Source organism: Sphingomonas ginkgonis, assembly GCF_003970925.1.
Classification (GTDB): Bacteria; Pseudomonadota; Alphaproteobacteria; order Sphingomonadales; family Sphingomonadaceae; genus Sphingomicrobium; species Sphingomicrobium ginkgonis.
In genome coordinates, this window is the sequence record NZ_RWJF01000001.1 from 1,222,382 (window position 1) to 1,234,867 (window position 12,486).

The following is a 12,486-nucleotide window of genomic DNA, read 5'->3' on the forward strand; positions in this document are numbered from 1 at the left end:
GAACCGGGCAATAGGCTTGAACGTCGGGCGGCCATGCCAAGCTCGCTGATCTGGTTTCGCCAGGACCTCCGCCTTGCCGACCAGCCCGCCGTCGCCGCCGCCGCCGAACGCGGGCCGACCGTGGGGCTCTATGTCCTCGATGACGAAACGCCGAACGACTGGTCGATCGGCGGCGCGCAGCGCTGGTGGCTCCACCACAGCCTCGAGGCGCTCGGCGCCGAATTGAAGAAGAAGGGCGGCACTCTGCTCCTTCGCCGCGGCCGTTCCGCCGAGGTGGTGTGCGCGGTTATGGACGAGCTCGGCGCCGAGACGGTGCACGCGGCGCGCCACTACGAACCTTGGTGGCGGGCAGCCGAAGCGGAGCTTGGCGCCCGTCTGACGCTGCACGAGGGCGACGTGCTTCACGAGCCGGAAGCTTTCCGCAACGGCTCCGGCGGCAGCTTCAAGATCTTCGGTCCTTATTATCGCGCGCTGAGCAAGGACCTGCCACCGCCCGAGCCACTGCCGGCGCCCAAGCGCTTCAACGCGCCTCCGGAGCTGCCCCGGAGCGATCGGCTTGCCGACTGGAAGCTGCTCCCCACGCGGCCGAACTGGGCGACCGGGTTCGACGTCTGGTCGCCGGGCGAGGCGGGTGCGCAGGATCACCTCCACCGCTTCGCCGCCGAGGTTGAGACCTATGCCGAACGGCGCGACCTGCCCTCGGAAGTCGGCACGTCCAACCTCTCGCCGCACCTCCACTTCGGCGAACTGAGCCCGCGCCAGCTGTGGCACGGCCTGTCCGACGGAGCCGACGACAAGTTCCGCCGCGAGCTCGCCTGGCGCGACTTCTCCCGCCACATCATCCTTGCCGATCCCGAGCTGGGCAACCGCGAGCAGCGCCCGCTCAAGCTGAAGCATCGTCGCTCGGACAGGGATTTCGCCGCCTGGTCGCGGGGTCGCACCGGCTACCCGATCGTCGACGCCGGGATGCGCCAGCTGTGGGCGACCGGCTGGATGCACAACCGCGTTCGGCTGATCACCGCCAGCTTCCTCGTCAAGCATCTGCTGCTCGACTGGCGGCTCGGCGCTCACTGGTTCTGGGACACGCTGGTCGACGCCGACTATGCCAACAACAGCCAGAACTGGCAGTGGATCGCCGGCACCGGGTTCGACAGCCAACCCTTCTACCGGGTGATGGCGCCCTTGCTCCAGTCGGAGAAGTTCGCCGCCGCCGACTATATCCGGCGCTGGGTCCCGGAATTGGCGGACCTATCCGACCGCGACATCCACGATCCCCACGCCCGCGGTCTCGCGCCGGCGGGCTACCCCGAGCCGCTCATCCCGCACCGCGAGGCCCGCGAGCGCGCGCTTCAGGCCTTTCGCGACGCCCGCAACCGCTGATAAGGGCCGCCCCATGGCATCGCGGGGCGAGCATTTGGTGCGGGCGGACCGCGGCTTCGCGACCGGTGGCGGTCTGCTCTCGCGCGCCGTCGCGCCGAGCTTCGCGCGGGTCCTCGACCGGGTCGATGCCGGCCTCGCGGAGGGCGGGATCCATGCCACGCTCCCGAGCGGGGAGCGGCGCGACCTCGGCTTCCGCGCGCCGGGCCCGGTCGCGGTGGTGCAGCTCGCCAGCTGGATGGCGCTCGTCCGCCTCGCGATCTCGGGCAGCGTAGGCTGGTACAAGGCGTGGGAGCGCGGCGAGTGGAGCTCGCCCGACCCGGTGCCGCTGTTCGACCTCTTCATGCGCAACGCCGCGAGCCTCGGCGGCACCGCCCGCGCCAAGGGCCCCGCCCGCTGGGTCAACCGGCTCGCCCATGGCTTGCGCGACAATGGACGGGTCCGCGCGCGCGAGAACATCGCCGCGCACTACGATCTCGGCAACGACTTCTACGCCGCCTGGCTCGACCCGACGATGAGCTATTCGAGCGCGCTGTTCGCCGACCCGGCCGAACCGCTCGCGGCGGCCCAGCTGCGCAAGGTTCATGCGCTACTTGACCGGCTCGAGCTCCGGCCCGGCGACCGGCTGCTCGAGATCGGCTGCGGCTGGGGCACGCTCGCGATCGAGGCCGCAAAGCGCGGCGTCCGCGTCGTCGGACTGACCTTGTCTGCCGAGCAGAAAGGTTGGGCCGATCGAACCATTGCCAATGCGCAACTGCAGGATCGTATCGAGATCCGCCTGCAGGATTATCGCGACATTCGCGAACCCTTCGATACGGTCGCCAGCGTCGAGATGGTCGAGGCGGTCGGCGAGCGCTGGTGGCCCGCCTACCTCGAGGCGATCGCCGGCGCGCTTCGCCCCGGTGGCCGCGCCGCGCTCCAGTTCATCTCGATCCGTCCCGAGCTGTTCGAACGCTACGCGGCGAGCGCGGACTTCATCCAGGCCTATATCTTCCCAGGCGGGATGCTTCTCGACGAGCCGCGGTTCCAGTCGCTGGCGGCACGGCGCGGGCTGAGCTGGGAGGACCGCCACGGCTTCGGCCTCAACTATGCCGAGACGCTCCGCCGCTGGCGCGCCAGCTACGATGCGGCGACGGCGGATGGCCGGCTCGCCGGCTTTGGCGACGACTTCCACCGCCTGTGGCGCTACTATCTCATGTACTGCGAGGGCGGCTTCCGCGGCCAGGGGATCGACGTCGCTCAGGTGACGCTGCGCAAGGCCTGACCGGAACGCGCGCGGCGCTGGACGGTTCGCCCCTGCAATGGACCATGACAACGCCGTGAGCGACGCCTCCTTCATCCGCCGGACCCTGATCGTCATCGGTCTGCTCGCGCTGACCTTCCTGGTCTGGCAGCTGCGCGACATCCTGCTGATGATCTTCGGCGCGGTCGTCATCGCCGCGCTGTTCCGCTCGCTGGCGGACACGATCCGCCGCTTCGTCCCCGTCGGCGGCAGCGCCGCGCTCGTTATCTCCGTACTGCTGGTGCTTGGCATCGTGATCGGGGCCGGGTTCCTGTTCGGCGCGCAGGTGGTCAGCCAAGCCGAGACGCTGCGGGCGGCCATCCCGCAGGCGTGGCAGGCGGTGCAGAGCCGGCTCTCGCACTACGGCATCGAAGTGCCGCTGCAGAACCTCACCGGCGGCGGCGCTACCGGCGGAGTGATGAGCAAGGTCACCAGCTTCCTCATGTCACTGAGCGGCGGCTTCACCGACACGTTGCTGATCGTGGTCGGCGGCATTTTCCTCGCCAACCAGCCGCGCTTCTACCAAGAAGGCGCGCTCAAGCTCATCCCCGAAGGCAAGCGGAGAATCGCGCAGCAGAGCTTCGAGGACAGCGGCCGCGCGCTTCGGCTGTGGCTTAAGGCGCAGCTGATTGCCATGTTGCTGATCGGGCTGCTCACCACTTTAGGCCTGTGGCTGCTCGGCGTGCCGAGCTTCCTCGCGCTCGGCCTGCTGGCGGGACTGCTCGAGTTCATCCCCTTCGCCGGCCCGATCCTGTCGGCCATTCCCGGCATCCTTCTCTCCTTCGCAATCAGCCCCGAGCTCGCGCTGTGGACGCTGCTGCTCTACGTCGGCATCCAGAACATCGAAGGCTATGCGATCCAGCCGATGATCCAGCAGTGGGCGGTCGAGCTGCCCGGCTTCATCCTCCTCTTCTCGCTGCTCGCAGCCGGCGCCTTGTTCGGGCCGATGGGGATCGTCTTCGCCGCCCCGCTCACCGTCGTGATCTACGTGATGGTGAAGCGCCTCTACGTTCAGGAGGCGCTGGATACTCCGACGCCGATTCCGGGCGAGGGGAAGGCGGGCTAGCGACGCCTGCCAGCAGCGGCTAGCCGGGGCGACATGCATGCGGGCCGCTTCCTCATCCTTCGCCATGGCGAGACGGTCTATGGAGCGGCCACGCACCTGGTCGTCATGCACGGCATCTCGAGCAGGGTGCTGCGCGGGCTTCTCACCGGCCGTACGCCCATTGAGCACTACGGAGCGCCGATCGCGCCGAAGCTGGCACAAGGGTCGGTGTCGCTGAAAGAGAACGGCGTGGAACGGATCGTGCTAAACGCGGCGGGCGGACTGCACGCCTGACCGCCGCCGCGCTCAGGCGATTGCTGCCTCGAGCGTCGCGCGGACACCGCGATGGCTGCGGTCATATTCGACCGGGCCGCCGAGCGACTTGGCCATGGCGGTGATCAGCCGCGTCCCGAGCCCGGTTCCGGTCGGCGCCGTACCCAACTCGATCCCGCGCCCGTCGTCCTCGACGCACAGTCGGAAATGCTGCTCGCCGGTGCGTCCGAAATTCACCCGGATCTCGCCGGCGTCATCGGGCGAATAGGCATATTTGCAGGCGTTGCTGACCAACTCGTTGACGATCACGCCGAGGCTCAGCGCCTTGTCGGCCTCGAGCTGGAGCGGCTCGGCGGTCAGGCGAATGTGGCGCGGCGCGTGACTGCTCGACCAGGTCTCCTCCAGCTCGGCGACCAGCGCGGCAAGATATTCGTCCATCGCGACCGACTGCACGTCGCTGCTGGCGTAGAGACGGCGGTGGACCTGCGCGATCGCCTGGATCCGCCGCTCGGTATCGTCGAGCGCGTCGCGCGCCAGTCCCTCGGGCAGCAGCCGAGCCTGCATGCCGACCATTGTCCCGGCGAGCTGGAGCGAGTTGGCGACACGGTGATTGACCTCGCGCAGCAGCGTCTCGAGCCGCAGGTTGGACGCGACCAGCGCCTCCTCCGCCTCGGCCTTGGCGCGTTCGAGCCGGAGCGTCGCGAGCGCATGCGAGAAGGCCCGCTCGAGCAGGTCGACGAAATCGTCACCGACGGACTTCACGACATATTCCGCGGCGCCCGCCTTGAGCGCGGCGACCGCGACGCTGCTCTCTTCCGAACCGGTGACGTAGACGACTGGCGGCCCGTCCGGCAACGCGCGCAAGGCCTGGAGCGTCTCCAGCCCATCCATCCCGGGCATGTAATGGTCGACTGCGATCAGGTCGAACCCGCCCTCGCGGGCCCGCGCGACCCCGTCGTCGCCGGTGGCGGCCGTGACCACCGTGTGCCCGCGGCGGCCGAGCAGCTTCTCCACCAGGCGACGGAGCCCGGCGTCGTCATCGATGTAGAGAATGCGGCGCGGCTGCTGCATCAGGCGTCGATGTCCGGAACCTGGATGACGGAGAGAAACAGGCCGAGCTGGCGGATCGCGTCGGCGAAGCTCTCGTAGTTCACGGGCTTGGTGATGTAGACGTTGCAGCCGAGGTCGTAGCAGCGCTGGATCTCGACCTTGTCGTCGGTTGTCGTCAGCACCACCACCGGGGTCCGATGCAGCGCGGAGTCGCTCTTGACCCGTTGTAGGATGTCGGTCCCGCTCATGTCCGGCAGGTTGAGGTCGAGCAGCACCAGCGCCGGCCCGTTTTTCGCCGGGCCTTCCGGATGGTTGAACAAATATTCGACCGCGCTGGTACCATCGGTGAAGTGGCAGATGGGGTTGTTGATCCCGGCGCGACGAATGTTCTTCTCGATCAGGCGCGCATGTCCCTCGTCGTCCTCGATCATGACGATGTTGACCGGCCGATGGCTATTCACTTCTTGTCCCCCTCATCCTTGAACTCGGCCGGCAGGCGCACCGTGAAGGTCGACCCGCGGCCCAGCTCGGAATTCACGTCGATCAGTCCGCCCAGCCGGTATATGAGTGCCCGCACATGGGCCAGCCCGATGCCTTCGCCCGCCTGGTCCTGCTGGCCCGAGCGGCGGAACAGGTCGAAAATCCGGCTATGGTCTCGTGGATCGATCCCGCGGCCATTGTCCTCCACCTCGTAGATCAGCCTCTCGCGCTCCCGTCGACCCCACACCACGATCCTCGGCGCGCGCTCTTGATCGGAATATTTCACCGCATTTTCAAGGAGGTTGGAAAAAATCTGTTCGATGGCGATACGATCGCTGACGAGGTCCGGAAGAGGCGCCTCGATCCTCACCTCGGCCTCCTTTGCGGCGAGCCGCTGCTCGAGGCTGGCGACGATCTCGCTCATCACCGCATCCATCGCCAGCGGCTGCGGCGACAGGTTGCGCCGGCCTTCGCGCGACAGCTTGAGGATGGCGTTGATCAGCCGGTCCATCTTCTGGGTGGACGAGCGAATGAAGCCGATGGCCTCGGGCAGATCCTCGCGGGCGAAGCGGACGTCTTCGGTCAGCAACTGCGGAGCCTCCTGCTCGGCACGCTCGACAAGTCCGCCGATTGCCTTGTTGGCCTGCTCGAGCTCGGCCGTGAAACCCAGCACGTTGACCAGCGGTGAACGCAGGTCGTGGCTGACGATGTAGGCGAAGCGCTGGATCTCTTCGTTGGCGCGGGTGAGGTCGGCGGTCCGCCGCCCCACCTCGCCCTCGAGATCGGCATTGAGCAGGTTCAGCCGGTCGCGGGTGCGCGTCAGGTCTCGCGTGTAGCGGCGGACGATCACGAACGTGGCCGCGCCGAGGACCATCATCAGCAGGCCGAGCAGCGCGAGGATGAGGTTGAGCTGATTGCGGCGCTCCTGCTCGACCGCCTGTCGCTGCACCAGAAGCCGGTTTTCGGCATCCTCGATCTGCGCCTCCAGCGCGCGGATTTGGTCGATCTGGCGAACCTTCACCCGTTCGGCGAATTCCTCCCGTGCGCCGGCGAGGTCTCCCGCGACCGCGCGTCGCAGCATGTCGATGTCAGTCGCCAGCTGGTCGGCCATCTTGGCGCGAAGGAGGGCGATCTGCCGCTGCTGCCCGGGATTGTCCTGGGTCAGCTCCTTCAGCCGGTCGACGCCGGGCAGCACCAGGCCGGCGTTGCGATGCGCGGTGACCACACGCAGCGGGCTCGGGGCGAGCAGATAGCCGCGGGTCGCGGTCTCGGTCCGCTCGATCGCCAGCGCCGTGCGGTTGAGCGTATCCTTGACCTGGTAGGTGTGGCGGACCCAGCCGGTGGCCCGCTGACTGCTGCTGGAACTCGCCAGCACGGTCACGAAGGCAATGATCAGCAGGAGGAAGCCGGCGAGCAGCCCGACGAGCGCGAGCCGGTTGAACAGACGGTCGTTGAGCCGGTCGAGCAAAGAAGAAGTCCCCCTGGTTCGCGCCCGAACCGCGCCGGGACGGAAGGGTTCCGGACCGGGCGGGCAGCAACGATTTCGTCCCGAATATGCGCAGCTTGCGGGATTGGCCATCCGTTGCGCTGCGCATTTCGCGCCGGGTCGGCCGCGTTGCGGAGCAGACTTCATCCATAATGAAGGCATGATTTACCATCGCGTGACCAACAGCTCGCTAAACCGTGGTTGATGAATCCCCAGGCGTCCGACGCTCGCGGCTTTCCGCGCACCAGCATGTTCGTCGGCGCGACCCTGCGCCGCGGTGAGGCGACGACGCCGGTCAAGCTCCGCAACATGTCGGAAAGCGGCGTGATGATCGAAGGGGTGGAAGGGCTCGCGGTCGGATCGGAAATCAACATCCAGCGTGGTCGGCTTGCGGCGGTCGGAACGGTGGTCTGGTCGGCCGGACGTCAGACCGGCGTTCGCTTCCGCTACCCGGAGCGGGTCGACATCTGGCTGAAGCCGATTGGGTCGGTCCAGCAGCACCAGGTTGACGAAGTGATCCGGCAGTGGCGCGCGGGGGAGGGGGAATCCGTTCCCTTCGTCCATGCAACGCCGGCCGTGACCCAGGCGCGGGTGCCCGAGATCATCCGCCTGCTCAGCGAACTGGAGGATGCGCTGACTGCCGACGTCCTGGTGCTCGCCCAGCATGGTGACAAGCTGCAGAACCTTGATCTGGCATTACAGCTGCTGCGCCAGCTGCGCTGAGGGGCCGGTCCCGAAGGGCAGGATCGTTTCCAGTTCCGCGAGGAGCGGCAGGTCGTCGCGCCGTGGACCGTGGCGGAGGAGGAAGGCGTGGCGGACGATCTCCGCCTGCTGCTCCAGTCCGTAGCGCCCGAACGGCCGATCGACCTCGGGCTTGTAGCCATAGCGGCAAAAGGGATGGCGCATCAGCGGCAGGTAAAAACGCCCGCGCTGCTGCGCCTGCAGCACATGGGTCAGCTCGTGCATGACCAGTCCCTGGTGGCCGAGCGGCGCGGTCGAGAAATCCTTGGCCCAGAGCGGATTGTCGGGATGGAAGTGGATGGATCCGGTCGGGGCCATGATGACATCGCGCGGCTGGAATGGCCACCATTTGCCGCGCACGATCCGCACCGCGTCGAGATCGAGCGCGTCGCCGAACAGCGAGGCCGCCATTGCCCGCTCGCCGACCGTCAGGGAACGGCTGATCGTCACTGGCGCCGGAGCGGGGCTAGAGCCGCGGCAGGGTCACGCCGCGCTGGCCCATATATTTGCCGGCTCGGTCGGCATAGCTGGTTTCGCACGGCTCGTTGCCCTTGAGAAACAGGAACTGACAGGCGCCCTCGTTCGCGTAGATCTTGGCCGGCAGCGGCGTGGTGTTGGAGAACTCCAGCGTGACATGGCCTTCCCACCCGGGTTCCAACGGCGTGACGTTCACGATGATCCCGCAGCGCGCATAGGTCGACTTGCCGAGGCAGATGACCAGCACATCGCGAGGAACCCGGAAATACTCGACGGTTCGCGCCAGTGCGAAGCTGTTGGGCGGAATAATGCACACGTCCGTCTTGCGGTCGACGAAGCTGTTGGAGGCGAAATCCTTGGGGTCGACCACCGCATTGTCGACGTTGGTGAAGATCTTGAACTCCTCCGCGACCCGTGCGTCGTAGCCATAGCTGGACAGGCCGTAGCTGATGCAGCCCTCGCGTCGCTGCGCCTCCACAAATGGCTCAATCATGCCGTTTTCCAGCGCCTGCTCGCGAATCCAGCGATCGGACAAGATGCTCATTCGAGCTGGCTAGCGGGCACTGCCGCCAGCGTCACCCGCACGATGCACGGCCCGCCGCTTTTCTGTGGATTGCACATTGGCGGTTTTGGCGAGCCTTGCGCCCCTTATCGACAGAGTTTTCCACATTGCTCTCCCGCTCGGTTCGTCGTGGCGGGCTGGAGCCGCCGCCATTCGGTGAGTAGGACAGGGGCATGGCCGAGATCCTCCGACACCCCGGTGCGCCCGACGCGCCCGAGCCGCCGAGCGTCCCGCACAACATCGAGGCGGAAGCCGCGCTGCTGGGCGCGCTGATGATCGACAACCGGCTGGTCGAGGACGTGCAGCTGAGGCTCCGCGCCGACCATTTCTTCGAGCCGCTGCACGGGCGCATCTACGAAGCGATCCTGCGGATGACAGACCGCAACATGGTCGCAAACCCGGTCACGCTCCGCCCGATGTTCGAGGCGGACGAAGCGATGAAGGAGGTCGGCGGCCCCGGCTATCTCGCCCAGCTGACCGGCTCAGGCGCGGCGATCCTCGGCGCCCGCGATTTCGCCGCGCAGATCTACGACCTCGCGCTGCTGCGGGCGCTGATCGGGGTCGGCCGCGACCTAGTCGAGGGCGCGATGGACACCAGCGAGGAAGTCGCCCCGCTGACCCAGATCGAGCGCGCCGAGACCGAGCTCTACAAGGTCGCCGAGCAAGGCGGCGGCGAGGGCAAGGTCAAGGCCTTCGCCGAGGCGACCCGGATCGCCCTGCAAACCGCGGAGAAAGCGCTCAACTCGGGCGGTCACCTGTCGGGCATCACCACCGGTCTGGAATCGCTCAACGGGAAGATCGGCGGCATGCACCCGTCCGACCTGATGATCCTCGCCGGCCGCCCCGGCATGGGCAAGACCTCGCTTGCCACCAACATCGCCTTTGCCGCTGCGCAGCGTTTCCTCCGCGACCAGGAGGACGGGATCGCGGCCGAGAAGTCGGCCGGTGCTCCGACCGCCTTCTTCAGCCTGGAAATGAGCGCCGACCAGCTCGCCACCCGCGTGCTCGCCGAACAGTCGGGGATCAGCTCGGAAAACCTCCGCATGGGCAAGATCAGCCAGCAGGAGTTCCGCAATCTCGCCCGCGCCGCCGCCGAGCTGCAGAGCCTGCCGCTGTACATCGACGACACGCCCGGCCTGTCGATCGCCGCGCTTCGCGCCCGCGCCCGCCGGCTGAAGAGGCAGAAGGGCATCGGCTTCATCGTCGTCGACTATCTCCAACTCCTTTCGGGCACCGGCAAGGGCGGCGACAGCAACCGGGTCCAGGAAATCTCTGAGATCAGCCGCGGGCTGAAGCAGCTTGCCAAGGAGCTCGACCTGCCGGTGCTCGCCCTGTCGCAGCTCAGCCGCGCGGTGGAGCAGCGGGAGGATAAGCGTCCGCAGCTATCCGACCTGCGCGAGTCCGGCTCGATCGAGCAGGACGCCGACATGGTCTGGTTCGTCTATCGCGGCGACTATTACCTCCAGGCCAAGCAGCCGTCCGAAGACCATCCCGACTTCGCCGGATGGCAGGAGGAGATGCAACGCATTTACGGGCTCGCCGAGGTGATCGTCGCCAAGCAGCGCCACGGCGCGACCGGCAAAGTCCGGCTCAAGTTCGACAGCAACATCACCCGCTTCAGCGATCTCGCCGAGTCCGACTATCTGCCGGACATGCGCGACTAGGCCTCACCGGGGGGTGGGAGTGCGGGCCGGCCGAAGATTGTCCCCTCCGGCCGGCCCGCCGATCCCGTTCAGTCTTCCAGCAGATTGGGGTCGCGCAGCCCTTCGGCGATGCTGGCGCGGGCAATCTCGGTTTCGCTGCTGGTGACCGGATAGGCGCAATAGTCGGCCGCGTAGAAGGCGCTCGGGCGATGGTTGCCGGACAGGCCGACCCCGCCAAACGGGGCGTTGCTGGGCGCGCCGTTGGTCGGCTTATTCCAGTTGATGACTCCGGCCCGCACCTCGGACCAGAAGCGGTCGTAGAGCTTCGGGCTGCCCCCGAGCAGGCTGGCGGCGAGCCCGAAGCGGGTATGGTTGGCCTCTGCCAGCGCCTCGTCGAAGCTCTCCACCCGCACCATCTGCAGCACCGGCCCGAAAAGCTCTTCGTCGGGCCGGTCCGCGACGTCGGTGACGTCGACAAGCGCCGGGGTGAGGAAGGGCAGGCCGGCGCGCGGCCGCTCAAGCCGGCGGATCACCCGCCCGCCCTTCATCATCAGCCCGAGGAACTGCTCCTGCAGCAGGTCGGCCGCGCCATTGTCAATGACCGGGCCCATGAAAGGCGCCGGCTCGGCGTGAGGATGATCGACGATCAGCCGGTCCATCAGCCGGACGATCTCGGCGACCAGCGCTTCCTCCTCGCCGGCGCGGACGATCAGACGGCGTGCGGCGGTGCAGCGCTGGCCGGCCGAAAGGAAGGCCGACTGGACGATGATCGTCGCCGCCGCCGCGATGTCCTTGCCTTCCCACACGACCAGCGGATTGTTGCCGCCGAGCTCGAGCGCGAGAATCTTCTGCGGCGTGTCGGCGAACTGGCGATGGAGTGCCTGGCCGGCCCGGGCGGAGCCGGTGAACAGGAGCCCGTCGATGTTGGCCTCGGCAGCCAGCGCGCGGCCCTGCTCCGGCCCGCCCAGCAGCAGCCGCACCGTACCCTCGGGGATGCCGGCCTCGTGATAGCAACGGACGAGCAGCGCGCCGACCGCCGAGGTCTTCTCCGACGGCTTGAACACCACGGCGTTGCCGGCAATCAGCGCGGGAACGATGTGCCCATTGGGCAGGTGTGCGGGGAAATTGTAGGGGCCAAGCACCGCCAGCACGCCATGCGGCTTGTGGCGGACCGCCACCTTGTTGCCGAGCGCCGCCTCAAGGCTCCGCTTGGGGGTTCGCTCGGCGTAGGCGGAAATAGAGATGTCGACCTTGTTGACGACCGCGGCGACCTCCGTCTTCGCCTCCCACAGCGGCTTGCCGGTCTCGCGTGCGATCAGATCGGCGAACTCGCCCTCGCGCTGGCGGACGACGTTGGCGAAGCGGCGCAGGCTCTCGGTTCGGTAGGAGACGGAGCGGGCGGCCCAGTCGGGGAAGGCGGCGCGCGCCAGGGCGACTTCCGCACCGGCGTCGCCCGTCTCGCCCGACCAGAGCTCGGCGCCGGTTGCCGGCTCGTAGGAGATCAGTGAAGACGCCATCAACCCTCCGCTTGGCGCTGGCCCTACATTATGGCCTCAGGCGGTCAAGTTGCGGGCGGCAACGGACAAAACAAAAGGGCCGCCGGTGACCGGCGACCCTTTTCTTCAGCGGCGCGGCAGGCGCGCGACGATTAATGTTCCTCGTCTTCGCCCCCGGTGCCGACGCCCAGGTCGTCGTCATCGGTGGTGGTGAGATCCACCTCGTCGTCCGCGCTCGGCTCCTCGTCCTCGTCGATCGCGAGATCCTCGGCGCCGAGATCCTCGTTCTCCCGCGCGGCAGGCGCTTGCGTGGTGGTCGCCGCCTCGAACGGCAGCGGCTGCTTGGACTTCAGCACCGGCTCCGGCATGAAGGCGGTGCCGCATTCAATGCAGGTGACTGGATCATCCTTGCCAAGGTCGTAAAAACGCGTCGCGCACTTGGGGCAGGTCCGCTTGTGGCCCCACTCGGGCTTCACCATGAACAGTCTCCGATGAATTCATTGAACCGCGCGGCCAACGGCGTGCGCGGAAATCGGCGGCGCCTTGCCATAGGGGAGGGGCGCTGTCAAAGCCG

Annotated in this window: 13 protein-coding genes; 6 read left to right on the forward strand and 7 right to left on the reverse strand. The window is 67.5% G+C overall.

What is annotated here, in order from left to right:
• Nucleotides 1–33: 33 nt before the first annotated feature.
• From HMF7854_RS05860 to HMF7854_RS05875, 4 genes are read left to right on the forward strand one after another with little or no spacing between them, the layout of a single operon-like run.
• Nucleotides 34–1,380, forward strand: coding sequence for a cryptochrome/photolyase family protein (locus HMF7854_RS05860; RefSeq protein WP_126718235.1), 1,347 nt, complete (start codon nt 34–36; stop codon nt 1,378–1,380).
• Nucleotides 1,381–1,393: 13 nt separating this feature from the next.
• On the forward strand, nt 1,394–2,641 hold the full coding sequence (locus HMF7854_RS05865; RefSeq protein WP_126718236.1) for an SAM-dependent methyltransferase: 1,248 nt from the start codon (nt 1,394–1,396) through the stop codon (nt 2,639–2,641).
• 55 nt (nt 2,642–2,696) lie between these two features.
• Complete coding sequence (locus HMF7854_RS05870) at nt 2,697–3,725, forward strand: AI-2E family transporter (protein WP_221766417.1); 1,029 nt, start codon at nt 2,697–2,699, stop codon at nt 3,723–3,725.
• 33 nt (nt 3,726–3,758) lie between these two features.
• Entirely contained in the window at nt 3,759–3,998 is a 240-nt protein-coding gene (locus HMF7854_RS05875; RefSeq protein ID WP_126718238.1) for a hypothetical protein, read from the forward strand.
• Between the two features lie 12 nt (nt 3,999–4,010).
• On the opposite strand, the gene HMF7854_RS05880 is transcribed toward HMF7854_RS05875, so the two are convergent.
• The 3 genes from HMF7854_RS05880 to HMF7854_RS05890 are packed head-to-tail and all read right to left on the reverse strand — an operon-like array spanning nt 4,011 to nt 6,975.
• Nucleotides 4,011–5,048 (reverse strand): sensor histidine kinase, encoded by a 1,038-nt coding sequence (locus HMF7854_RS05880; protein ID WP_126718239.1) that lies wholly within the window; start codon nt 5,046–5,048, stop codon nt 4,011–4,013.
• Nucleotides 5,048–5,488 carry a response regulator gene (locus HMF7854_RS05885; RefSeq protein ID WP_126718240.1) on the reverse strand — a complete coding sequence of 147 codons (441 nt, stop codon included), beginning with the start codon at nt 5,486–5,488 and terminating at the stop codon, nt 5,048–5,050. The genes HMF7854_RS05880 and HMF7854_RS05885 overlap by 1 nt, the downstream gene beginning before the upstream one ends.
• Nucleotides 5,485–6,975, reverse strand: a complete 1,491-nt coding sequence (locus HMF7854_RS05890) for a sensor histidine kinase (protein ID WP_239016860.1) — start codon at nt 6,973–6,975, stop codon at nt 5,485–5,487. The genes HMF7854_RS05885 and HMF7854_RS05890 overlap by 4 nt, the downstream gene beginning before the upstream one ends.
• Nucleotides 6,976–7,197: 222 nt before the next feature.
• Here HMF7854_RS05890 and HMF7854_RS05895 point away from each other — a divergent pair, with 222 nt between their 5' ends.
• Nucleotides 7,198–7,716, forward strand: coding sequence for a PilZ domain-containing protein (locus HMF7854_RS05895; RefSeq protein ID WP_126718242.1), 519 nt, complete (start codon nt 7,198–7,200; stop codon nt 7,714–7,716).
• On the opposite strand, the gene HMF7854_RS05900 is transcribed toward HMF7854_RS05895, so the two are convergent.
• Nucleotides 7,690–8,145, reverse strand: a complete 456-nt coding sequence (locus HMF7854_RS05900) for a vgr related protein (protein WP_126720092.1) — start codon at nt 8,143–8,145, stop codon at nt 7,690–7,692. The two genes, HMF7854_RS05895 and HMF7854_RS05900, sit on opposite strands and share 27 nt — an antisense overlap.
• A 55-nt stretch (nt 8,146–8,200) precedes the next feature.
• Nucleotides 8,201–8,755, reverse strand: coding sequence for a dCTP deaminase (gene dcd, locus HMF7854_RS05905; RefSeq protein ID WP_126718243.1), 555 nt, complete (start codon nt 8,753–8,755; stop codon nt 8,201–8,203).
• A 191-nt stretch (nt 8,756–8,946) separates the two neighbouring features.
• Here dcd and HMF7854_RS05910 point away from each other — a divergent pair, with 191 nt between their 5' ends.
• Nucleotides 8,947–10,437, forward strand: a complete 1,491-nt coding sequence (locus HMF7854_RS05910) for a replicative DNA helicase (protein WP_126718244.1) — start codon at nt 8,947–8,949, stop codon at nt 10,435–10,437.
• A gap of 68 nt (nt 10,438–10,505) precedes the next feature.
• Here HMF7854_RS05910 and astD read toward each other — a convergent pair whose 3' ends face one another.
• Both astD and HMF7854_RS05920 read right to left on the reverse strand, forming a co-directional pair.
• Nucleotides 10,506–11,933, reverse strand: a complete 1,428-nt coding sequence (astD, locus tag HMF7854_RS05915; protein WP_126718245.1) for a succinylglutamate-semialdehyde dehydrogenase — start codon at nt 11,931–11,933, stop codon at nt 10,506–10,508.
• Between the two features lie 131 nt (nt 11,934–12,064).
• Complete coding sequence (locus HMF7854_RS05920; RefSeq protein WP_126718246.1) at nt 12,065–12,391, reverse strand: FYDLN acid domain-containing protein; 327 nt, start codon at nt 12,389–12,391, stop codon at nt 12,065–12,067.
• Nucleotides 12,392–12,486: the final 95 nt, after the last annotated feature.